The 25,159-nt window shown below is 52.1% G+C and carries 13 protein-coding genes; 3 read left to right on the forward strand and 10 right to left on the reverse strand.

The features are described 5' to 3' along the window. Positions 1 to 118: 118 nt before the first annotated feature. Positions 119 to 1,366, forward strand: a complete 1,248-nt coding sequence (locus HNQ92_RS09585; RefSeq protein ID WP_184173523.1) for an NAD(P)/FAD-dependent oxidoreductase — start codon at positions 119 to 121, stop codon at positions 1,364 to 1,366. Positions 1,367 to 1,375: 9 nt separating this feature from the next. Here HNQ92_RS09585 and HNQ92_RS09590 read toward each other — a convergent pair whose 3' ends face one another. The 8 genes from HNQ92_RS09590 to HNQ92_RS09625 all read right to left on the reverse strand — a co-directional run bounded on the left by HNQ92_RS09590 (position 1,376) and on the right by HNQ92_RS09625 (position 17,545). Further along, positions 1,376 to 2,131, reverse strand: coding sequence for a methyltransferase family protein (locus tag HNQ92_RS09590; RefSeq protein ID WP_184173525.1), 756 nt, complete (start codon positions 2,129 to 2,131; stop codon positions 1,376 to 1,378). Positions 2,132 to 2,275: 144 nt separating this feature from the next. Further along, on the reverse strand, positions 2,276 to 5,380 hold the full coding sequence (locus tag HNQ92_RS09595; protein WP_184173527.1) for an efflux RND transporter permease subunit: 3,105 nt from the start codon (positions 5,378 to 5,380) through the stop codon (positions 2,276 to 2,278). A 57-nt stretch (positions 5,381 to 5,437) separates the two neighbouring features. Further along, complete coding sequence (locus tag HNQ92_RS09600) at positions 5,438 to 6,478, reverse strand: efflux RND transporter periplasmic adaptor subunit (protein WP_246439846.1); 1,041 nt, start codon at positions 6,476 to 6,478, stop codon at positions 5,438 to 5,440. Positions 6,479 to 6,724: 246 nt separating this feature from the next. Continuing rightward, positions 6,725 to 7,789: a DUF1735 domain-containing protein gene (locus tag HNQ92_RS09605; RefSeq protein ID WP_484573250.1), complete on the reverse strand. Its 1,065-nt coding sequence runs from the start codon at positions 7,787 to 7,789 to the stop codon at positions 6,725 to 6,727. Beyond that, a complete protein-coding gene (locus tag HNQ92_RS09610; protein WP_184173533.1) occupies positions 7,774 to 9,225 on the reverse strand; it encodes a SusD/RagB family nutrient-binding outer membrane lipoprotein in 1,452 nt (483 codons plus the stop codon). Before HNQ92_RS09610 ends, HNQ92_RS09605 begins: the two co-directional genes overlap by 16 nt. Positions 9,226 to 9,265: 40 nt before the next feature. Then, positions 9,266 to 12,514 (reverse strand): SusC/RagA family TonB-linked outer membrane protein, encoded by a 3,249-nt coding sequence (locus tag HNQ92_RS09615; RefSeq protein WP_184173535.1) that lies wholly within the window; start codon positions 12,512 to 12,514, stop codon positions 9,266 to 9,268. Between the two features lie 286 nt (positions 12,515 to 12,800). Next, positions 12,801 to 14,285, reverse strand: a complete 1,485-nt coding sequence (locus HNQ92_RS09620) for a SusD/RagB family nutrient-binding outer membrane lipoprotein (protein ID WP_184173537.1) — start codon at positions 14,283 to 14,285, stop codon at positions 12,801 to 12,803. Between the two features lie 59 nt (positions 14,286 to 14,344). Then, the gene (locus HNQ92_RS09625) at positions 14,345 to 17,545 is read right to left on the reverse strand and encodes a SusC/RagA family TonB-linked outer membrane protein (protein ID WP_184173539.1); all 3,201 of its coding nucleotides are present in this window, start codon (positions 17,543 to 17,545) and stop codon (positions 14,345 to 14,347) included. Between the two features lie 968 nt (positions 17,546 to 18,513). Here HNQ92_RS09625 and HNQ92_RS09630 point away from each other — a divergent pair. Further along, complete coding sequence (locus HNQ92_RS09630; RefSeq protein ID WP_184173541.1) at positions 18,514 to 21,630, forward strand: SusC/RagA family TonB-linked outer membrane protein; 3,117 nt, start codon at positions 18,514 to 18,516, stop codon at positions 21,628 to 21,630. 37 nt (positions 21,631 to 21,667) lie between these two features. After that, positions 21,668 to 23,239, forward strand: coding sequence for a RagB/SusD family nutrient uptake outer membrane protein (locus HNQ92_RS09635; RefSeq protein ID WP_184173543.1), 1,572 nt, complete (start codon positions 21,668 to 21,670; stop codon positions 23,237 to 23,239). A gap of 120 nt (positions 23,240 to 23,359) precedes the next feature. Here the strand turns inward: HNQ92_RS09635 and HNQ92_RS09640 are convergent, their stop codons facing one another. Then, positions 23,360 to 24,160, reverse strand: a complete 801-nt coding sequence (locus HNQ92_RS09640) for an SDR family oxidoreductase (RefSeq protein WP_184173546.1) — start codon at positions 24,158 to 24,160, stop codon at positions 23,360 to 23,362. A 15-nt stretch (positions 24,161 to 24,175) separates the two neighbouring features. Further along, positions 24,176 to 25,126: a S66 peptidase family protein gene (locus HNQ92_RS09645; protein ID WP_246439849.1), complete on the reverse strand. Its 951-nt coding sequence runs from the start codon at positions 25,124 to 25,126 to the stop codon at positions 24,176 to 24,178. Positions 25,127 to 25,159 lie beyond the last annotated feature (33 nt).

Genomic DNA, 25,159 nt, shown 5'->3' on the forward strand with positions numbered 1-25,159 from the left:
GTGGTGGGACTTTTCCAGGTACTTTCCGTAAGATTTTCCTTGGAGAGCAAAAATTTAGCCATACCTTCACCCCTTCGTTTTAGGAAAGTCTTTTGATACAAAAATAGTCTTATTCGTCATGAAGCACGTGGGCATCGTAGGTGGTGGCATCAGTGGACTTTTTTCGGCCTACTACCTGCACAAGGCCGGTTGTGAGGTCACGGTTATTGAGCGGGGTACTTTTGAAGACGGCTGTTCTTTCGGCAACGCGGGCATGATTGTCCCGAGCCACATAGTACCTCTGGCGCAACCCGGTATGATCTCCAAGGGCTTGCGCTGGATGCTAAGCGCATCGAGTCCTTTTTACGTCAAGCCACGGCTCAACCTCGGCCTGCTGAAATGGGGGTACTTATTCTGGAAACATTCCACCGAAGCCCACGTACAGCGGGCCGTACCCATTCTGCGTGACATCAGTTTACTGAGCAAGCAGCTCTTCCAGGAAATGGCCATGCAGGGCGAGCTGGACTTTGGGTGGCAGGAAAAAGGCCTGTTCATGCTCTTTAAAGAAGCCGAAGCCCGGCATGAACTCACGCAGGAAGCGGCCCTGGCCAACCGCGCGGGGATCGAGACCCACCTGCTGTCCGAAGCAGAAGTACAGGCCCTGGAGCCCGAGCTACGCGTAACCGTGGAAGGAGCCCTGTACTACCCCGGTGACGCGCACATCAACCCTGCCAAACTGATCCAGGAGTTGCTGACCTACCTCCGTCGGCAGGGAGTTACCATTTTATCGGGTCAGGCGGTCCGGGATTTTGGGGTGAGCCATGGCAAGATCGAGAGCGTCGTTACCGACGGCGGCTCCTACGCTTTCGACGAGGTAGTAGTAGCCCTGGGGGCCTGGTCGCCGGTCATGACCGAGAAACTGGGCATTACCCTGCCCTTGCAGGGAGGAAAAGGATACAGCTTCACGCAAAGAAAAGTACCTCAGAACGTCACGGTACCGGCCATCATGCTAGAAGCCCGCGCCACGGCTACTCCCATGAGTGCCGACCTGCGCTTTGCCGGTACCTTAGAGGTAGTAGGCACAGACCTGTCGGTCAATATGAACCGTGTGCGGGGCATTGTGCAGTCCATCAACCGGTACTACCCGGACCTACCCGTAGCTGCGCCCGCTCCCGAGGAAGTGTGGCGGGGCCTCAGACCCTGTTCGCCCGACGGCCTCCCCTACCTTGGGCGCGTGGAAGGCTTCAAGAACCTGACCCTGGCTACGGGACACGGCATGATGGGCATCAGCCTGGGGGCTGGTACGGGCAAGCTAATATCGGAGCTGCTGACAGGTACCCCTACCAGCATGGATGTGACCCCTTTCAATCCGCGGCGCTTCGGCTAAGGCTGAAAACTACCGGCCTTCTTCGTTCAGGAGATCGGTATAATTCTTGATTAGTTTCAGCACCAGGTAGATCAGCCCGCTCACTCCCCCCATCACCAGCCAGTGCTCGTTGCGAAAGGAAACGTCGCCGTACGTAATAAATTCACCTACGGTATCGAAAACGAAGAAGAGTAAAAAAAGAGCCGCAAACCCATTCTTCTCCTGCCGAAGTACCTTCCGCACACTAAAACAAAGATTGGGGTTGCGCCACTGGCTGGGAAACGGGACGATCGCGGGCGTTTGAGCCGCCCATTTTTTGAAATCATCCCCAAATTTTTTGGCAATGTACTGCTCCTCCGCGTACATGATTCGTTCGTAGTAGAGCCAATAGGCCAAACTAAAGGCCGTGATAAACCAGCCATCCTGGGTGAGCATCGCTACGCCCAGCCACATAAAGAAATTTCCCAGGTACAGAGGATGGCGTACGATGGAATACATACCCGAGGTATTCAACTCGTCGGCCAGCTGGCCGTGTGTATTCCGACCGGACGTGTTCTTGGGAGTAAATCCAACCGTCAGAATACGCACCAATAGGCCCAGTAAGCCCACTCCCAGGCAAAAAAACTCGTAGCCATTGGCGGCAAAACTAGGGTTACGCGCTTTGGTTTCCTCCCATATCACAAAAGCATATACGCCTAGGCCCACGCCCAGCACAAGTACCGGAAGTACACTGCGGTACTTGAAAAGGAAGTTCCCCTGCTGATCAAACTCTTTACTTAGTGCCATAATTCGCTGTTTAGGGTTTATCATAATTCAGCAATATAAATAGATTATTTCAATAAGTTGATTCACCCATGCCCAAAAAAAGCGGCAGGTAGTTTACCTGCCGCTCAAGGGTACTTTGTTAGCCATTCATGCGGTCGGCGTTTTTTACTCCACCGCTTCCAGCTCCGGCTTAAAGGTAGGCTCTTCAGGACGCCCTTTGTAGTCGCGCGATAGGTACGAATATACCGCCGGAATGACGTAGAGCGTCAGGATGGTAGAAAATAACATCCCTCCTACCACCACGATTCCCATCGAAACCCGGCTTTCGGCCCCGGCTCCCAGCGCCAGCGCAATGGGCAGAATACCCAGAATGGTACAGAGGCTTGTCATCAGAATGGGCCGGAACCGCGATACCGCCGCGTCTACCACGGCTTCGGCTTTAGACAGGCCTTCTTCCTTGCGTTGGTTGGCAAACTCAACGATCAGAATGCCGTTTTTAGTCACCAACCCGACTAATACGATGATGCCGATCTGGCTGAATATATTCATGGTTTGGCTGAAGTCCCAGAGCGATAGCATGGCGCCGCAGACAGCCAAAGGCACCGTAAGCAGAATAATGACGGGATCGATAAAACTCTCAAACTGAGCGGCCAGTACCAGAAAAATCAGAATGAGCGAAAGCAGGAAGGCGAACAGGAGGCTGTTGGAGCTTTCCCGGAACTCGCGCGAGTTACCGTCCAGCGTCGTGGTGAAGGTATCATCCAATACCTCTTTTCCGATCCGCTCCATTTCTTCAATGCCGTCGCCCAGCGTAACGCCCTTGGCCATGTTAGCCGAGATGGTCGCGGAGATGTAGCGATTGAAACGCAGTAGCTGCGGCGGTGAACTTTGCTCGGTAAGCTTCACGAGATTATCCAGTTGCACCAGCTCTCCGTTTTTGCTCTTTACGTACAGCGAGCGCAGGTCCAGCAGGTCGTTTCGCTCCTTGCGGTCAATTTGTCCAATGACCTGATACTGCTTTCCATCCATGATAAAGTACCCAAATCGCCGACCGCTCAGCCCCAGCTGGAGCGTTTGCCCTACGTCCTGAATGGATACGCCCAGGCTCTGCGCTTTTTCGCGGTCAATCTCCACCCGAATCTCGGGTTTGGTAAATTTGAGGTTGGCATCAACCCCTTCCAGCTTGGCGCTGGCCTGCGCTCTTTCAAGTACCTTGGGCAGGAATTCCTTTAATTTTTCAAAATTCTGCGCCTGAATAACGTACTGAATGGGCTGGCCCCGCCCTCCCCCGGCGTTGATGGTCTGGTCTTGGGTAAAGAAAGAACGAGCTCCCGAAAACTGCTTGATCTTGGGCGTAAGATCATCGACGATCTCCTGCTGGCTGCGGCTACGCTGGGCGGGAGGAGACAACACGATGCGCGTAAAGCCCGAGTTGGTAGAAGAAGAGCCAAAGCCGGGCGATGTAATGGTGACAATCCCGGCGCGCTCGGTTGAGTCGAGCTCGTTGTAAATAAAACTACCCAGCTCGTCGATGTACTTCTGCATGTACTCAAAGGTAGCTCCCTCCTGCGCCACGCTGTTGATCCGGAAGTTGCTTCGGTCTTCGAGGGGAGCCAGCTCCGAGGGGATTCGGTTGCCGGTACCCAGGTAGTAGGTAATCCCCCCGAACACAATCACCATGACCCAAGCCAGCCAGCGGTGGTACATGAAGCTCCGCAGGGTACTTTCGTAGCCTTCTACCAGCCAGGTGAAGAAGGGTTCCGTTTTACGGTACAGCCACGGCTTTTTCTGGCGGTTCTTAAGGATTCGCGAGCTGAGCATGGGCGTCAATGTCAGGGAAACGAAGGAGGAAATAATGACGGCCCCGGCCACGACGATGCCAAACTCCCGAAACAGCCGTCCGGTGATTCCTTCCAGAAAAATAACGGGCAGAAAAACGGCCGTGAGGGTTACGGTAGTAGAAATAACCGCAAAGTAAATCTCCTTTGAACCCGTAAAAGCGGCCTGCATGGGAGGCATTCCCTCCTCGATTTTGACATAAATATTTTCAAGTACCACAATGGCGTCGTCCACGACGAGCCCGATGGCCAGTACAATACCCAAGAGTGTCAATACATTGATCGTAAAGCCAAAAAGGTACATCATGAAGAAAGTACCTATCAGGGAAATAGGAATGGCCGTGAGTGGAATAAGCGTTGAGCGCCAGTCGCGCAGAAAAATAAAGATAATGAGCGCTACCAGCATGAAAGCGATGAAGATGGTCTCTTCCACCTCCTGGATGGAGGACCGCACGAATTTGGTATAATCCGTACCCAATTCCACCGTAATATCGCTGGGCAAATCGCGGGAAATCACGGCCAGTCGCTCGTTCAAAGCGTCTACGATGGCAATGTGGTTGGCACCCGGCTGCGGAATCACGGCCACGGCCACCATCGGCACGCCATCGCGCTTCAGTAGAGTACGTTCGTTTTCCGGAGCCAGCTCGGCGTAGCCCACGTCTTTAAAGCGCACAATCCGGTTGCCTTCCTCGTAGATGATCATGTTGTCAAAATCATCGGTTGTGTGCAGCCGTCCCAGCGTCCTAACGGTCAGCTCCGTATTGGCACCTTCGATGCTTCCCGAGGGTAGTTCTACATTTTGGCGGTTGAGGGCCGAGGCGATGTCGAGGGAAGTAAGCCGGTAGGCGGCCATGCGGGCTGGGTCAATCCGCAAACGCATGGAGTACTTTTTCTCACCCCAGATCTGCACGCTACTCACGCCGGGGACGGTCTGGAATTTTTCCTTAAGCTGGCGCGTCACGATGTCGTTGAGGTCCAGCAAGGTACGTTGCTCGCTCCGCACGTTAACAAACCAAATCGGCGAGGCATCGGCGTCGGCCTTGGCCACAATGGGCGGATCCACGTCCGGTGGAAGTACCCGCTGGGCGCTGGATACGCGGTCGCGAACGTCGTTGGCCGCGGCTTCCATATCTACTCCCAGCTCAAACTCCACCGTAATGCTACTCCGACCATCCCGGCTGGAAGAAGAGAGCGTCCGGATGCCCGCGATCCCGTTGATGGATTCTTCGAGGGGCTCCGTGATCTGGGATTCCACAATTTCGGCGTTTGCTCCCGTATATACCGTCGTGACGGTCACCACCGGAGGGTCTACGCTGGGAAACTCCCGAACCCCCAGGTATAGAAAACCAATCGCCCCGAACAGCATAACGACCAGCGACATAACGATCGCCAGTACGGGACGCTTGATGCTTACATCTGACAAACTTGCCATGTACCTTTAAAATTTAAGCGTAAAAGATTCTAACGAATGCTCGGAGAATAAATTTCTTTAGAGCTGAGCTTCCACCCGGGCCAGCGGGCGATTGATAACCTCCCGAATTTCTACCGCTCCTTCGGGTTTTACCTGTAGAATTCCCGTCGTAATCAGCGTATCTCCGGCATTGAGCCCGCGGCTGATTTCCACCGTACTTTCTCCCCGCACACCTACTTCAACCACCTGAGGCTGCGCTTTTCCGTTGCGTACCACAAATACCTTGTGCCCATTTTGCTCCGGAATAACGGCCTCCGTAGGTACCGAAATAGCCATCCCCTTGGAGCCGATGATCAGCTCGATGCGGGCAAAAGATCCGGGTATCAATTCGCCTTTGGGGTTCGGGCTCAGCGCCCGCACCTGCAGCGTACGGGTTTGGGGGTCAATTTGCGGATCAATGGCGTAGACCGTCCCGTTGTGGGTACTTTCGGAGCTTTCGGTTTGGTAAATAATACGGCTATTGACCCGGATGTTATCGGCGTACTTCGCCGGAATGGAAAACTCTACCTTGGCCGGATTGACGCTCGTGAGCATGGTTACGCGGGTACTTGGAGTTATGTAGCTTCCTTCGCTCACGTACCTGAGCCCAATGCGCCCCGCAAAGGGAGCCCGAATGGTAGTTTTGGCCAGGAGCGCCGTAATATTTTCAATGTCGGCTTCGATGGTTTTCACCGAAGTAAGGCTAATGTCGTATTCCCGTTGACTGATGGCTTCTTTTTCCAGCAAACGCCGCTGCCGGAACTCATTATCCTCTGCCAGTTTTTTGCTGTACTCCAACTTTTTAAGCTGTGCCTGCAAATCATCGTCATTGATTTTTAAGAGGATAGTCCCTTTTTGCACGTTCTGGCCCTCGCGTAGGGATAGTTGGGTAATTTTGCCGGACACTTCACTCCGTATTTCCACTTCTTCGTTGGCCAGTACCGTGCCGGTTGTTTTGACTACTTCGTCCAGCCGGGCTGGCTCTACCACCATCACCGAAACAATGGCCTTGCCCCCACCGGGCCGCACTCCGGCAGCAGGCGCACCCGTGGTGGGCGCTTTCTGAAAATATTCTTTCAATCTGGGATAAAACACCAGTCCGAGAATAAATAGAAGAATTAATCCCGTGATTACCCTTTTGGTAATTGTAGTCATGAAATAATTAAAAGGAGGTTAGGTTGACTATAATAATTGGTTAAACAATTTTATGAAGATAGAAGTTTGGGAAGGCCTAAGTCTACTTTGTTTGTCAGCAAAAAAGGTTGCTGAATTCAGTTCAGCAACCTTTTTTGGTAAATAGTAGCAATCAAAAAGTGCTTCTGGCTACTACCTTTCTCTCACAAACTTCCACTCTTCGTCCCAAGCGGTACGGATGTGGGGAGCTGCCGCTATGACACTGGGCTGGATCATCCAGTACTTGAGCTGGATGGTCTTGGTACTTGGGTCGTACGCATTCACGCCCGAGGGATCCAGCTGGGCCGAGCGGGTGTTGCCAGCGGGCTGGCCGAAGTAGTTGGTCACAGCCACTACCTTGTCCGTCACGGGATCAAATTCAATCACTAGACCAAAGCTTCCAAAGTAGCTATAGCCCGTTCCGGTCCAGATAGGAGTCGCCACGCCGCCCACAATCACATTGTCCACCACCAGGCATTTGGTAGGGCTGGCCGTCTGGAGGGTATATTCCATCACCAGGCCGCTACCCGCAGGATCATTATTAACCGTTACCAAAGCCGGATTTGCAAAGTCTTGCATGGTACCCGTCACCGCATAAACACCGTCATACTTGTTCTTCACGCTAATGAACGCCAGAATCGACTCTCCTCCCGATTTAATGGGCAGCCCTGAAGCATCCGTAATGGTGTAGGCTACGGCGTACTTGTGCGAAATGTCCCACTTGGCTCCGTTAAGCTGAATCGACAGCTCCTTGGCGAAATCACCAGAACCAAAGTTCAACATGTAGCCATCTGACGTTTTTTGGATCGTCGAATTAGAAACCAACGTATACAAGGAGTCGGGTAGCCACTCGAAAGTCTCATCGTTTTCTTCGTTAAAATCAGCCAGAAGTCCCGGAGCAGCCGTCAATTTCACCGCCGTAGCCGTTCTCAACGTAGCATTAGAATTGACATCTCGCCGTACGCTAAAAAGGTCAATGGTTTTCATGTTGGTAAAGGGGCTAAAAAATAGTTGATTTTCCGTCCCTTCAAAAAATTTCACCATGGATTGTCCTTTGTCCCCCAGCGGAGTCACGTCATCCTTGATACAAGAGGTAAAAAAGGCCGAGAAAGCGAGAAACGCTAAAAGGTACCTTACTAGAATGTTATATCTCATGTTCGTTCTATGATTAAGCTTTTTTAGAATTCTGTTCACACCTGCGCTTATTGATCCCACCATACGCGTGAGTCCTGCGTATCGCCGCCGGGAATAAGGGCCGCGGCCGCTTCTACGCTGGCCTTGTTGCTGGAGTACTCCGTATTGGGGTCGTACACGTACCGGCGGGGAATTTGCTTGGAAGTATTGGTGGCATCGGGAGCGGGCGTGAGCACGGGGAACCCGGTTTTGCGCCAGATGTTCCAGCCCTGAAGTCCGTTAGGATAAGTCGCAATGAACCGCTGTACGGAAATATTCCGGATGTTAGCGCCAGTACCTGCGGCAGCGGCCAAGGCTACGTTGTTTTGCGTAAAGTAAGAGTTAGCCGGTGCACTCAGCCCCCACTGCTCAAAGGAGAGCGTGATACCCTGACGGTACACGGTTTGCAGGTTCTCGGTGGTCCAGCCGTAATCGGCCGCTTCGGCGCGGGCCAGAGCCACCTGAGAGGCCGTGATGATGTGAACCGTTCCGTTGTTGGTTCTCTTGTCACCCCGCAAAATCCGGGCCCAGGTAGGGTTGTCGGCCGTAAAAGCTTCGGCACTAGCCCGGCGCAAGCCGTAGGGCATTCCTATGTTAGAAGTGGCGTTGGAGTTAGGCTGTCCTTCGAGCTCCGTCGCACCGCCAAATACACTTTGGCGGGTGTCGGCCAGGGAACCCAGCAGGGTCGTCATGGTCTCGCTTTCGGCGAAGTCCTTCCGGCCATTGTAGAGGTTCCACCAGTTGCTGTTGAAGTTTCCTCCGGGGTAAGAAACCGCAAAGTTCTGCGCGTTGGTGGTGATGTACCCAGCCGGATCGTTGAGTGCGGCCTTGAATTCCGTCGCGGCGTAGCCCGTGGGGCTGGGGAATTTTTTGGAAAGCTGTATGGCGGCCAGCAAACGGATGGAGTTGGCCGTACGTTTCCAGAGATCGATGTTACCCCCAAAAATGACATCGCCGGTAATGGGCGAATTATCAAATTCGGTCACGGCTTCTTTCAAGCCCTGGATAATACCCTTGTAGATCTCCTCCTGGCGGTCATACTTTGGCGTCGGGAATTCAACGCCTTTCAGCGCTTCGCTGTAAGGTACATCGCCCCAACGGTCGGTGATGGTCCAGAAGATATACTGCTTCAGGATCTTGGCAATGGCGCTCATATTCCGGCTCTGATCCTGTATGATGATATTCTCCAGGTCGTACAGGCTACCTGTATACTCGCCCACGAAGGCCACCTGCGGAATGCTGTACAAAGAGACGTCGGTGTACTGCGTTTCGGAGAAGTACTGGGCGTAGAGACCACCCCGGGTTTGCGTAGCATAACCAGCGATACCCGCTTCTACGTTGGTAAGCAGAGCCCCAATGTTAGGATTGGTGGTAGCCGCCGGATTTAGGTTGGTATCACCAAAATCAGAAAAGTCTGAGCAGCCCGAGACCCCCACAAGCAGGAGGCCAGAAAGCGTAGCTGATAATATTTTATTTTTCATCTTGAATTTCTTAATGAGTAAAGTAATGGGGATGAAAGGATCAGAATCCAATTCGCAGGTTAAATCCGTACCCTCTGGTACCAGGCAGCTGGCCCGTTTCGCCATAGACAGCACTTACTTCCGATGGATCGAAATCCCTGGTCTTGGCGTAGATCAACACCGGGTTACGCGCTACAAACGAAAGGGTTGCCGTTTGGAAGTACTTGGAAAGCCCCCACGATTTTACGGGAAGGTTATACCCCAACGCAAGCTCGCGTAGCTTAACGAAGGTAAGGTCATAGATGAATTCATCAAATACCTTATTGTTGTACAGGTTATGGTAGTAGTCCTGCGCCTCCACGTAGTAGTCTACGGCTTCACCGGCTTCGTTGACACCCGATACGTGGATACCGCCGCCATCAGCTACGGCGTCACGGATTGAATTGCCTTTGTCATTCACGGTAGCCGTCCGGGCGGTAAGGCCGCTGTAAGATCCCCACATGTTGGAAAGAGAGGCAAATTTACCCCCAAACTGGTAGTCAATGTTGACGTTCAAAGTAAAGTCCTTCAGGAAGTTAAAGGTATTTTGAACACCGCCCGTAACCTGAGGCAATACGCTACCAAAGTTAACATCGGGGTCATTTACGTAGAATCCGCTGGAGTTCAGGACGGGCTGTCCGTTGATCCGCTTGATCCCGTTGCCATACAACTGGCCCCAGCGCTGGCCTTCAATGTGTACCATATAAGGTACCGTGCTTCCCCATACACCACCCAGGTTGGTCGTGCGGGAGATCCCGTACTTCTTGCTGATCTCGATCACGTCGTTTTCGAGCAGGTTAGAGTAGGTACCTAGCAAGTTCCAGCGGAAGTTGGGTATGTCGATGGGCGTTACGTCCACCTTAAGTTCAATTCCTTTTTTGGTGATGGTACCTACGTTGGTAAGTAACGAAGTAAATCCGCTGGCTCCGTTGATACTCAGTGAGAAGGGGAAGCCTTCGGCGGTACCGTCAAAGTAGGTAGCGGAGAATCCGATCTTGTTAGACAGGAAGCGCAGGTCAACGCCTATTTCGCGCTGAGAAACGACCGAACCGCGGATTTCGGGATCAACGAGCTGGTCGGGCGTGCTCATGAGGTAGTTGTTGCCCCACTTGAACTGACCCACTCCGTACGCAAAGCCAGGGTAACGGTAGGCTCCGAAGGTCTCGGCCGTGGTACCCAGTGCCTGCGGAATTTCTCCCCAGGAAGCCCGAAGTTTACCAAAGCTAAACCAGCGGGAATCTTTGGCTATCAGATCACCGAAGATAAACGAGGCTCCGATAGACTTGGAAAGTACCGCGTTGTTATTGGGAGGTAAAGTCGAGTACCAGTCCTTACGAAGGGTACCTTCTAAGTAGATAAAGTCTCGGTATCCAATGGAGGCATTACCAAACACAGCCCGGTATTTCTCCTCGGCCCGGCCGTTAGCAATAGTGGGGTCATTCACGGAGTTAGCCAGGGTGAAAAGATCCGGTACACTCAGGCCTTGATTGGTATTGGCTGAATTTGACTTGGAAACCCACTGGAAGAAGTCCGCTCCCACAAAACCATTGATGCTGAAGTCTTGGATGGTTTTGTTGTAGTTGGCCATAAATTCCAGGTTCTGCCGGTTGGAATAGCTATTGCCGGTAGAATAAAAGCCCCTGGCCCGTGCGTTATTTCCAGTCGTTTGCAAACCACTTTCGTTCAGGCGGCTGCTGTACTTGGTTTCGGCCCAGGTGGTATTTTGCTGCTTCCGGTAGGTGGCTTTCAAACTGAGATCACTGTTAACTCGGTACGTAAAGGCCACGTCACCAAACAAACGATCGCGGGTTTGTACCATGTCGATCAGGTCGTAGTAGGTGTACGGGTTGTACCAGTAGTTCCCGGCGTAGAAGTTGCGAGGATTAGAAGGATCGTAAGTCGCGGGGCTGGCGTGGTTCCAGCTGGCAAAGATACCGTCCGGCGTGGTGAGACCCCGAAGCTCCTTCATGATTCCCATGTCGAGGTTACGGTGGAACCATTGGCTGAAGGCACCCGTGGATTGGTTGGAGTAGGCATCGTCGATTTCGCCTTTCAGGCTCCAATTCACGTAGTTGATATTGGCCGAAAACTCAAGGTGCTTGTTCAGCTCATAGGTCGTCTTAATACCAAAAATGTTTTTCTTCAAACCAGAATTAGGGATGAGCCCTTTGATATCCTGATTGGCATAGCTGGCCTTGAACGTAAGCCTCTCGGTAGCGGTGTTGAAGCTCACGGAGTTGTTAAGTACCACGCCCGTATTGTAGAAATCGCGGCCATTGTCGGGCTGAGGGTCCAGCGTGGCAGTTTGGTACGAACGGCTGTGGCCACCATACCAGGCATACCAGGGAATGTACTCCTGCCCTACCATACGGGGGCCCCAGCTTGCGTCGTCGTTGTAGTCAGGGTAGTACTTGCCTTCCAGCGCCTTCCACTCTTCCGGGTCGCCCGCTTTCCAGGTATACTTCGTCAAATCGCCGTTCGCACCACCGGAATAAGAATTCTGGTAGTTGGGCATGATGTATACATTCTCAAACTGAGCTCCCAGGTTAAGGGTCAAGCCCATACCGGCGGTTTTCTTTCCTCTTTTGAGCGTAATGACGATGGCCCCGTTGGCTCCTTGAGAACCAAACTGCGCCGAAGCGGCTGGTCCCTGAAGTACCGATACGCTCTCGACGTCATCAAGGTTGATGTCATCGGCGTTAGGCAGAATGGTACCGTCTACGACGTACAACGCACCGGTGCCGGTACCTAGCCCTGAGGCTCCCCGCAGACGTACTTCCGTCTGCCTGCCCAGAGCGGCGGCCGACTGGCTACGTACCTGAATACCCGCTACCTTACCGGCCAACGAGTTGTTGAGGTTGGGTTGGCGGATGGTGTTCAACTGCTCATCAGCAACGACCTGCGCACTATAGGTGGTAGCGCGGGAAGAGCGTTGGTTACCATAGGCCCCCGTAACGACTACCTCCTGAAGCTGGGCTACGTCATTGACCAGCACTACATTGATGATACTCTGGGTACCTACGGCGATTTCCTGACTGTTGAAGCCAATGAAACTGAAAACTAGCGTAGATCCGGTAGGAGCCGTAATACGGTATTCCCCTTCGCTATTGGTACTGACCCCGCGGGTCGTTCCCTTAAGCGAAACATTTACGCCCGGAAGTACCGAGCCATCTTCTGCCGAAACCTTGCCCGAAACGGCGATTTCCTGGGCATAGGAATGCATGCTAAGCAGCAACAAACCCGCCAGGATTGCAGGTAAAAAGTTCTTCATACGATTAGGTTATGTTAAAAATGAATCACTAATTGTTATTTAATGATTTACTAATAGTTGCAAAGATAACATTCAGTTTATCCATAGCAACGGATTGTACTCATTTTGCAGAATTAAATTTTGAAATGCCCCCTGTTATTAAAACATTTCGCAGTAAAGTACCTAAATGGGAGATACATTCGCATAAAAAGAGAGGTCTTCCTACCTGAGTAAGAAGACCTTCCCTTGTGTTATTCGCCGAATAAATGTAAATAAAGTACCTTCTGAATAAATTAAGGTACCTGGCTTAGTTCACGTCCCACCATTGCTTAGCCCCTTTGCTGTTGTTGCCTCCCAGCATCTGGACGGCAGCGGCATAGTTGGTGCCGTTCAGCGAAGCTTCCGTAACAGGGTAGCTCATCCGGTAAGGTACCGTCGTCACGGCTTGGTCCAGCGAACCTCCAGCGGGTGCTACAAAAATTTCCTCCCCCGTGTAGGGATCTTTGAAATCCAGTCGCAAACGCTCCAGCCAGCCCTGAATGCCCTGCATGTACATGGCGATCCACTTCTGGCTGCCGATGGCGTCTTTCCAACGGACGGGTACGTAGGGTACATTCTCGATATACGCGTTGGCGGCGGCAGTACTTAGGCCGGTATACGCAAAGGAAGCCCGGATGCCGTTTTCGTAGTGCTCCTTGGCGGTCCCGCCCGTATTAAGCCCCAGGTTGCGGGCTTCGATCTCCGCCAGCATGAACTCCACCTCGGCATAGTCCAGCCAAACGGCCGGGGCCGTGGCGGCAATGGAGAAATTAGCCGAGGGCAGGCTCACGCGGGTTGGGTCACCGTTGGACTGCTGGGCGTCGCCCTGCCGCAGGCCGTAGATTTCCCCTACGTACGTATTGGTACCCCGAACGGGCTCTGCGTACACCGCCAGGCGCGGGTCTTCGTACTTGTTGAGGTAGTCAACGAGCGTGGCGCTTACGGCAAAATCTATCCGAGTTTTGAAGGCCTCGTTCAGGGGGTTGTTGTTAGGAGCTCCCGCCAGGTACCTGAACAAAGCGCTTTCGGCGTTGGAAGAGATGACCCCGCCATTGGCCGGGTCCAGCGACTTAGCAATGGCCGCCGCTGCTTCCGTTGGTTTGACGTCGATCATTCGCAGGGCAATCCGCATCCGCAGGGAGTTCGCAAACTTTTTCCAGTTTTCAACATTACCACCGTAGATGATATCGCCGGCCAGAAACCCGGGATCGGAGGCGTTAAGAATACCTACCTGCTGATCCAGGGTAGCCAGCAGCCGCTCGTACACTTCCGGCCCGGACTCATAACGTGGAGTAATGATCTCGTTGTTGAGCGCTTCAGTGTAAGGAATGGGGCCGCCGTAGATATCCGATATATAATGAAAGACCATGGTCTTCATGACTTCCGCAATCGCGACCCGGTTTTCATAGCCAAGTACCTGCCTTTCGCGTTCGATTTCCTGCGATTCGCTGAGTTCCCGAAGTACGTCCGCATACAGGGCATTCCAAGTGGTTTGGTTGGTACCTTCTCGAATCAGGTACCGGCTTTCGTCCGAGTAGTAAGTCGACGACCAGTATTGGGCGTAGTACATGCCCATGCGACCGTTGTTCCAATCATCCCAAATCTGGTTGGAAAAATTGTATTGGGCCGTCGTAAAAAACTGACCCGACTCCGCCGCCGTGGGCTGGTTGGGGTTCATGTTCATCTCTTGCAAATCGTTGCAGGAGGCCATGAACAAAAGTGAACCCAGGTATAAACAATTTTTTAGTTTCATTTTTTGTAACTAGTTAAGCTTTACAACTCTTTATTCTTACCACACGTACTAGGCTGCGCTTACAACCCAAAAGACAATGTGAAGCCTACTGAACGCACCGAAGGCAGCGCCGAGCCCTCTATACCCTGGATGTTGGTAATGGAGCTGGTGATGTTGGAGGGATCGATGTGCTTCGAGTTGGATTTGAGCAACAGGAGGTTCCGGCCCGAAATCGCCAGGTTGGCGTTTTGAATGATCTTACCTCCAAACCATTTGGCGGGCAGCGCGTAGCCAATCCTAACTTCACGTAGGTAGATGTAGCTGGCATCGACCACATCGGCGGCGTTAATCACGTAGCCTCCGTTGGAATAATAGTATTCGATTGGGTCCAGAGCCACGGTATTGGGAGCGCCTTCGGCCGTGACGCCGGGGGCTATCATCCCGTCTTCCCGTACGTTGTTAGCGGCCGTTTCTTCCAGAATCCCCGACATCCTTCCGAACATCTGGGTCGTGGAGAAGAAACTACCCCCCTTCTGGAAGTCGATCAGGGCCGAAAGCGAGAGGTTTTTATACCGGAAGGTATTGGTCACCCCCCCTACGAAGTCCGGCAGTACCGAGCCGATCACTTCCTGCTCGTTGGATCTTAGGTAGGCTCCGTCGGCGTCGACGATTTTATTTCCATTATCATCGTATACGAAGTTATATCCGACAATCGAACCGTACGATTCTCCCTCACGAGCCTGTAATTGCACCGCAAATGGCGCGTTCACCAGCACATAAATCTTCTGCTCGTCGGTAAGCTTCACGACCTTGTTGCGGTTACGGGCCCAGTTGACGTTGATGTTCCAACTGAAGTTATTAGCCTGAATAGCGGTAGCATTTAGGCTTAGCTCAACCCCTTTATTTTCGACCAGCCCGGCGTTCGTGAAGCGGTTGGTATAGCCCGTAGTAGCTGATTGCGACAGGGCAATGATCTGGTTCTTGGTTTGTCGATTATAATAAGATGCATTTAGCCCTAGCCTGTTACCAAAGAACCGGAGCTCGGTACCTATTTCAAACTCGTTGGTAATCTCCGGCATCAGATTCTGATTGGGCAGGGAGTTGGGTACCGACACGCGCGAGTCCGAGCCGAAAGGCTGACGAAGCTCGTAGGAAAGCAGCGTATTATAAGGATCAGTATCATTACCCACCGAAGCCAGCGCTGCCCTTAGTTTCCCGAAGGACAACCAAGAAACATTGACCAAAGACTCCGTAAATACCCACGACAGCGAAGCCGACGGGTAGAAGTAGGAGTTGTTACCGGCTGGTAGCGTAGAAGACCAGTCATTACGAGCCGTCAGGTCCAGGTACAGCTGGTTGGCAAAGCCCAAAGAGGCGTTGGCAAATACAGAATTAATCTGCTTCTCAGACTTGGCATCATAGACCGTGGGGCGAGCGATCGATGCGTTCAGGTTGTATACGTCGGAGCTGAGTCCGTCTACGGTAGCTCCTCCGGAGGTACTTCGGATGCGGCGCATGATGTTACCTCCTACGTAAGCGTTCAGCGAGAAATTATCCGAGAAGTAGTTGTCGTAGTGAATTAACCCTTGGAAGTTATTTTCGTTATGGTTCAGCTTATACAAAGCGTAGCCCGGAATATCCTGCGAGCCGATGGCCGTCCGCTCCTCCTGCCTTTCGGAGTAGAAGTCGGTCATGAACTTCACGTCGGCGCTCCAGTGCTCGTTGAATTTATAGGCGGTCATCACGTTTCCGTACATGCGGTCCCGGCTGTCGTTCTGGTAGTTTTTGTACCGAGTCCAGTAGGGATTATCCGTGTACTTAGGGGTAGGATCATCCCAGCTGTTCCGGTTCCAGGTGAGTTGGGTACCGTCGGGTAGTTGGTAATCTTTCATTTTGTCCATATCCCACTGGCGTTGGCCCCACTGGTAAAACGCCTGCGTTACGTTCAGGCCCGAGTAGCCCGTACCCGGACGCCCCACGGCCTGGTTGGACACGTAGTTGGCATTGGTAGAAACGGACAGTTTCTCGCTCAGATTATACGTACCGTTAAAGCCGAAGTTATGCCGCTTGTAGGAAGAGTTTGGTAAAATAAACTTTTGATCCAGGTTGGAGTACGAAAATCGAAAGGTACCGTTGTCGTTTCCGCCATCGAAGGAAATCGAGTTGGTCAGGGTAGTACCGGTTTCGAAGAAATTCCGGACGTTGTTGGGCTGCGGCGACCAGGCGCTCAGCGTACCGAATTCGGGGTTGCCCCGCTCGCGGTCCCAGCTCCAGTAGGGGCGGTACATTTGCCCCAGTAGCTCGGGGCCCCACGATTCGTCCGTGCCGTAGTCCGGGATCAGGTCGTAGCTGCGGCCATCGTCGTCGGTATAGTACCCTTGGCGTCCGTCGGGAAAAGCCTCCGGGTTTTCGTCGTAGTAGAGGCGGGTAAAGTCATAGCCTCCGCCGTAGCGGTTCTGAAACTTGGGCAGTACGGATACCCGCTCCATGGTAGCTCCCAAGGTATAGTTCACGCCGACCCCCTTCCGGGAAGAACCTCGCTTGGTCGTAATCATAATGACTCCATTCGCTCCCCGGCTCCCCCAGAGGGCCGTTGCCGCAGCACCCTTAAGTACTGTCACCGTCTCGATGTCATTCGGATTAAGATCCTGAATGGTGTTACCATAGTCATAGCCACCGCCACCGCGTTGCTGGTTGGTGGTATTGGTATTGGAATTATCAAAAGGCATTCCGTCCACCACAAACAGGGCGTTGTTATTGCCCGTAATGGAGCTTACTCCGCGCACCGTCACCTTCACCGATCCGCCCATGGCACCCGAGTTGGTGCCTACCTGTACTCCAGCCAACTTTCCGGTCAGGGAATTGGCCACGTTGGTTTCCCGGACTTCACTGAGTTCGGTTCCCTGGATGGTCTGGGCGGCATAGCCGATGGATTTCTCTTCGCGCCTGATCCCCAGGGCCGTCACCACGACCTCTTGCAGCTGATTTATATCATTGGCCAACGTTACGTTGATCTCCGTCTGATTTCCAACGGCTATTTCCTGAGAAACAAAACCAATAAAACTAAACACCAAGGTACCTCCCGTAGGTACCTGTAAACTGTAAGTACCCTCTCCGCTGGTAGAGGTACCCCGAGTGGTTCCTTTCAGGGCTATGTTTACGCCCGGAAGTACAGAGCCATCTTCTGCCGTCACTCTTCCCGTCACTGTTCGCTCCTGGGCCAATGCTAGTGTACTACTGAGCAGCACCGCCATCAGGACACTTGATAAAAACTTCTTCATACAAGTAGACTTTTGTTGATAAATAGTTCACTAATAATTACAAAGATAACTATGCATTATGTACCCACCAAGTACTTAGCTCATTTACCAAAATTTAATTCGGCATATGAGCCTTTCGGGAATAGAAACAATTAAAATAGTTAAAGGTTATAGCCTTTAACCCAATTTTCAGTAAGTACACTTTAGAGTAACAAACGGGTACTTTCTGCATATCATTAGAATCCAGTTAGAAACTTGCAGACTCTCAAAGAGTTATGTATCTTTGGTAACATTTTAAAATTCATAAATAATTTGGATGAGGGTACTTTCATTAAATCGTTTTTTTTCTACTTTTGCTAGCATACTCCCCTTAATTGTCCTTCCTCGGCCTGCGGATTATTTCCCTAGGCAACCCGATGACCCGGTTTTACTAGCAGGCAAAAGCCATTTATTTAAGGCTTAAAATCCCTCGCTAGTTGTGCTGGATTTCAGGCACTTTATATTAGTATATGCCGTGGAAGGACAGCCCCCCTGTATTTGAGGAACACCAATGTAATCTTGGTGTTGGCCAGAGAAGGCAAAGTTCCCTAGCCTACTCAACCCAATGCTAGGCTACGGCTGCTTTGGTAGGGGCAATACATGGTTACAAATGGCGCTGATTCCAAGACAAGCTATAGACCTCTTGCCTGCCTAATGAGCTCACTTCAAGGAGGATTTTCTAGCAAGTAGCTATAGATAGGAAAAGACCAGGGAAAGAAGCTATATGTTGAAATACTTATTGCCTAAGCAAATAACTTTAAAAAAATCATATCCATAGTTCATAAAGTACCATGATAAAATCAACAAACAATTCATTACTAATCAATTACTTAAATACAAAATGCCTATGTAAATAAAGGTTACATTAATTTTAGCTGTATCGCTGTTTTACTATTTATCGTTACCCATTTATTATTATTGCATTAACAATCTAACCAAACATTAATCGTATGAAGAAGTATTTATTCACGTTTATGACCTTGTTTTGGGCTGGGCTTGCGCTGGCACAGGACAGAGTGATTTCCGGTAGAGTCACCTCTACCGACGACGGTTCCAGCATTCCGGGTGTCAGTATTCTGGTAAAGGGTACTTCGGTAGGAAGTACCTCCGACACCGAAGGAAACTACCGGATCAATGTTCCAACGGGAGCCAACACCCTGGTTTTTAGCTTTGTAGGCCTCCTCCCCGAAGAGGTAGCCATCGGCAACCGCAGTGTGATTAATGTTGAGCTCCGCTCGGACATAAAAGCACTGAGCGAGGTAGTGGTAGTGGGTTATGGTACGCAGCAGCGCCGCGATGTAACCGGCTCGGTAGGTACCATCAAAGGAGAAGGCATCAAGGATATGGCCATTCCCAGCTTCGATAAGTTCCTGCAAGGACAAGTAGCGGGGGTACAAGCTTCCGTTCCCAGCGGAATGTTGGGGCAACCCGCCCGGATTCGGATTCGGGGTACCAACTCCATCTCCAACAGTTCTGACCCACTCTACGTGGTAGATGGACTGCCCTACATCTCTGGTGATCAGGGCGGAAATACGACCAACAACCCCCTTGGCGACATTAACCCAAATGACATTGAGAGCGTTGAGGTACTGAAAGACGGATCAGCCACGGCTATTTACGGTTCCCGGGCGGCTAATGGGGTGATTCTTATTACCACCAAACGAGGTAAACTAGGCGCTCCCCGCCTGACCTACGATGGCTGGATGGCTGTTTCGCAACCTTCTAAATATTTCGATTTGATGAATGCGGACGAGTTTATCGCCATCACCAACGAAAAACTGGCCAATGCCAACCCCAGTTTGCCCGCTGCCGCATTTCCTACCTTGAATCCCGAAACCGGTGAAGCCTACGATACCGACTGGCAACGCGTGATTCTACGCAATGGCTTTCAGCACAACCACGCCCTGTCGTTCAGTGGTGCAACGGCTCAGACCAACTACTACTTTTCGCTGGGCTTTACCGACATGGAAGGGAACATCAACGCCAATAACCAGCGTCGGTTTACGTTCCGGTCTAAGCTCGACCAAAAAGCTTTCAACGATAAGCTCACGTTTGGTATGAATATGGCCGTGTCACATACGACTAACACAGGTCTTAACACGGGTACCAACGCGCTGTCTGGTAACGTAGCCGGGGCTATCTATGCCTTCCCGAACGTACCCGTAAAATGGCCCGATGGATCGTACAACCTGAGCTCTGACTTAGGTAGCCTCGGGCCCGGTGCCAATACCCGAGCCATCTTCGGAAACTACACCAACCAGGGCTTTATACTAGAGAACAACATCTACAAAAATCAAAGCCTTAACCTAACCGGGAATACGTTTATAGATTTAGAGGTATTGGAAGGCTTGCATGTACGATCTATGATTGGTATCAATTACCTGAACGGAGAAGATTACATGTTTACGCACCCAGGACACGGTGACGGACGTGGCGTAAACGGGCGTATCCAACAGTATAACCTGCCTTCGTTCCGCTACAACTGGCAGAATACCCTCAGCTACAACAAAACCCTTGGTGAAAGTAACCTGGGCGTAGTGGTGGGTCTGGAGCATCAAAAAACCCGGACCAGATGGTTCCTTGCGCACGGGACCAACTTATCCAGCATCTACTTTGGGGAAAATGAAAACATCATCAGTGGTTCACTGACCAACCAGTTCGTCGGCGGTACGGCCTCGGAACGCGCCTTCTCCTCGGTATTCGCGCGGGCCAACTACTCCCTCAAAGATCGGTACCTGCTGACAGCCACCGTTCGGAACGACAAAATTTCTTCGCTGCCTCACGGCAATCAGTCGGCCCTACTACCCGGGGTGTCTGTAGGATGGCGGATTTCGGAAGAAGATTTCTTTAAAGGTGCGAGTGGCTTAGAATTCATTAGCGAGCTGAAACTACGCGGTGGATGGGCCAAAGTAGGGAACGTAGAGATCGGAAACTACCCCTATGCTGGTATTTTTGCGGCCGCTCAATACGGCGATTGGAGCGGCCTCCGCTTCAACCAGGTGGGTAATAGCAACCTCAGCTTCGAAACCAGTAATAAAACCAACTTCGGTTTGGACCTATCACTGCTATCGAACCGCATCAGCTTCACGGCGGAGTACTTCAAGAACGACATTGACAACCTGATTCTGCAGGCACCTACCCCTCCTTCTTTGGGTATTCCTGCCAACCAGATTGCCCAAAACGTGGGTGCGATGTACAACAAAGGCTGGGAATTCTCGTTGACTAGCACCAACATCCAGGCGGGTGGATTTGCCTGGAGAAGCAATTTTAACGTAACATTCATTAAAAACGAAGTATTACGACTGGTTAATGACATTAACAGCGCCTACCACGTGACCCGTGAGGGCGAACCCATCGGCTCCTTCTTTGGCTACCAGTACCACGGCGTAAACCCAGCCAATGGTAACCCTATTTTTGAGAAAGCCGACGGAAGCCTGGTGCAGCAACGGGTAGGCGCTACGACCTTCGCGGTGTATGATCCCGCAAACCCAGCCGTTACTAATGTAAACGCCCCTGCGCTCACTTTTGCTGACAAGCGTATCCTGGGCCGCTCTAACCCAACCTGGTTTGGTGGATTTAATAACACCTTCACGTACAATAATTTTGATCTGAACGTCTTCTTCACCTACTCTGGTGGTAATAAAGTGTATAACGTGACGCGCCAGGAACAGTTGGTCAACCAGGTGTTTGGAAATGGAGGACGTGAGCTACTGAATCGCTGGACGGGCGAAGGACAGGTTACGGATGTACCCAGACTGGCATTTCTGTCTGACGCAAACGTGAACCAAACCGGCCATACCAACAGCCGATTCCTGGAAAATGGCAGTTTCCTAAGGGCTCAGAACATTGGTTTGGGATATACTCTACCATCAAATTTGCGCAACCGCATCAAGTCTAACTCGTTCCGGGTGTACGCACAAATTCAAAATGCGTTTGTCATCACGAAGTACACGGGTCTTGATCCTGAGTTGAACAGCAGCGTAACAACTAACCAGCAGCCCGGACTAGATAACCGTACTAACCCCATTCCCCGCGTGTACACGGTTGGACTTAATTTAGGTTTTTAATTGACTTCGCTCTATGAAAAATATACTTATAAAAAAAATGAATATAGGAAAAGTTGCCAAGATAACTCTGCTGGGTACCTTCGTAGCCATTTCTTCTTGCGATAATTTTACGGAGCTGGATCCGTTAGCTGCTCTTTCCGAAACGACGGCCTTTACCAGCCCGGCTAGTATTGAGCTGGTAGCCAACGGGGTATACCAGGCGGCAGCCGTAGGCTTTTACGAAGGAGGCGCGGGACGCGGGTACCCCTTTGGAGCGGCCGCCATCCAGCAAGGCGAAATGCGGGGTGAAGACATGGTGAACCTACAGGCGTTCTATGACATTACCTACCGCGCCTTGTATACGGTAGCCTCTGCCAACAACAAGAACCATTGGGAGCAGCTTTATGCGCTCATCAACCAGTCCAACATCCTGATTGATGGCGTACGGCGCGCCGGTGAAACCGGGCTCATTTCTGCCCAAGTTGCTGCTCAGTACGAAGGAGAAGGAAGATTCCTACGGGCGCTATCGCACCACGAGTTGTTGATCCACTTCGCTCGTCCTTTTGCTGATAACAACGGCGCTAGTCCGGGAGTACCCTACCGCGAGAGACCGATCACGTCTTCTGTTGCAGTAGAAGAAGGCTTGGCGCAGGGCCGGGGTACCGTAGCCGAAGCTTACGCCAAACTGCTGGCCGATCTCGACTTTGCCGAGCAAAACTTACCCGCTACGCGCACCAATGGGATCGCCCGAGCTACCTCAGGTGCGGCTATTGCCCTGAAAACCCGCGTGAAACTCCATATGCAGGATTGGGCCGGAGTCATTGCCGAGGGCACCAAATTGGGTACCAATGCCTCAACGGGTACTTTCACCAGTCCCATTGGTAACTATACGCTGGAAGCGGCCCCCGAAACGCCCTTTGTGAACTATACCAACAACCGAGAATCAATCTTCTCGATTGCCAACAGCGCGAACTCCAATGGTGGGGTAAACGGTGCCTTGGCCAACATGTTCGGCCCATCTAGTTTGGGCGCTCGCGATCTAATTGCTACTAGTCCTAATCTGTACAACGCTAGTTTCTGGGTGAATGGCGACTTGCGGAGAGAACGCCTTCAGGTAGGACAGACTACGGGTAGTTTTGCATTCTACTATACCCGAAAGTACCGCAGTTACGGTGTGTTTGCTGACTGGGCTCCTGTTGTACGGTATGCGGAGGTGATTCTAAACGCCGCCGAAGCATATGCTCGCCAAGGAAACAGCGCACAGGCGTTTCTGTTGCTCAACGCCGTACGCAACCGGTCGGTACCTGCCGAAGCTCGGTTCACTACCGCCCCGGCTGATCTTGTACTGGCTATCCTGAACGAGCGCCGCATTGAATTCACGGCCGAAGGCCGTCGGTGGGGTGATATTCACCGCCTGGTGCTAGACCCCAACTACTCTACGAACGGAATTCCGGCTAAGATAGAGGTATCACAGCTAACCAACGCCCGCTATGACCTGGTAAATCGTCCAGTTTTGACGCCTGCGTTGCCTACTATTCCGTACAGTGATTTCCGGTTCTTATGGCCTATTCCGGCTTCGGAAATTTCGGTTAATCCTACGCTGGCCGGCCAGCAGAATCCAGGATACTGATCCGGATATAGATCATACAAAAAAGAAGCTGGCTCATATGGGCCAGCTTCTTTTTTGTATGAGGTACTTTAATCAGAATCCCTCTGTTAGCCGCAAAGAGGTACTTTCTTTTGAATGGGCTTATTCCGGCGCATTTTTCCGTACGGCCGTAAAGAGGAGCGACGGAAAGAAACGACGGAGGTAGATGGCGGCCGTTTCTTTCAAGCCCCCGATGTATACTTCTTTTTTATCCTTTTTGACGGCCTCTACGATTTGCCGGGCGCACTCCTGCGCCGACATGCCTTTTTCCTGGTTCGCATCTTTCTTCCCGTACTGCTCTCCCTGGGCATTTAGAGCATTCACCGACACATTGGTTTTGATGTACCCCGGACAAACCACCGTCACCCGGATGTGGTCGTCGTGCGTCTCGGCCCGGAGCGAGTCATAAAAGCCGTGCAGGGCGTGCTTGGCCGCATTGTAGCCGGACCGCATGGGCGTACCTACCTTACCCGCCACGCTACTAATGACCACAAAATGGCCGCTTTGCTGCTTGAGCATGGAGGGAAGTACCGCCTGCGTGAGGGCCACCGTGCTGAAAAAATCCACGTCCATGAGGCGCCGATATACTTCAAAGTCGGTATCGCGCACGTACGACCGCTGGCTGATGCCCGCATTGTGCACGATCAGGTCGATCCGTCCAAAGTACCCTACCACCCGCGCCGCGTGGACTTCGGCCTGGTCAAACTGGGTGACGTCCATCGGTAGTACCAGTACCTGGTCCTCGGGCAGGCCGACGCTCTGCTTGACGCGCTCGAGCTCCTCGCGCCGCCGGGCCGATAACACCAGCCTGGCTCCTTCCCGAGCAAATTCCAAGGCCAGGGCCTCTCCGATGCCGGACGAGGCACCCGTGATCCAGACTACCTTATTGGAAAATGATTTCATATGGTCTTTTTTAGCTTAGGTACTTTGGGGTAATGGAAAGGAAAGCGTTACGTTTGACTCTCCTACTTTTAGCTGCACCGGCATCCCAACGCCGAGCGCGCGGTTGTCGGCCACGTGGCCCACGGGGAAATTGTAGCATACCGGGTAGCTATACGCCGACACATGCTGTTGAATAATCTCGTAGGCATCCTGGCCGAAAGTAGGGTCCCGATTATCCCTCATTTCGGTAAATTGCCCTACTACTAATCCCGCCAGGTACCTTAGCTTTCCGGCGCGTTGCAACTGAATGAGCATCCGATCCAGGTTGTAGTAGTACTCCCCTACGTCTTCCAAGAAAAGTACCTTTCCGGCGGTGTCCAAATCCGACGCTGAACCCACCAGGTGCGCCAGCAGACACAAGTTCCCACCTACCAGCTCGGCCTCGGCGCTTCCGAGGCGATTGAACGGATGGGTACTTACCTCATAGGCCACTTGCTCGCCAAAGAGCATTTTACGCAGCGACTCCAGCGCTAGCTCACCGCCTGCTTTGGTAAAGAGCTTCACCATGGAGGCATGGAGGCTGGCAAAACCCATACCGTGCAGATGGGCCATAAGGGCGGTCAAATCGCTAAATCCGACGACCCATTTGGGATTTTTGCGGAACTCCGTAAAATCGAGGCGATCCAGCAGCCGCGAACAGCCATAGCCACCCCGGGCCGCCAGAATGGCTTTGATGGAGGGGTCGTCGAGCATGGCCTGCAGGTCCTGGAAGCGCTCTTCGTCAGTACCCGCAAACTGGTGGTGCGCTAGCCGGAGGGTTGTACCTTCCTGTACCTGGAGCTGCCACTGCTCCCTAAGTACTCTCAGGCCCGGAAGTACCTCTTCGTAATCGAGCCGACTGGCGGGAGCCAGCACGCCTACGGTGTCGCCGGGTTGTAGAAAAGAGGGTAGTTGTTTAAGAAAAGTACCTTTTTGGGGTGGCATCATTGATTGAAAATAAGAATCCATAAAACGAAGGCG

It is taken from the genome of Rhabdobacter roseus, assembly GCF_014202275.1.
Classification (GTDB): Bacteria; Bacteroidota; Bacteroidia; order Cytophagales; family Spirosomataceae; genus Rhabdobacter; species Rhabdobacter roseus.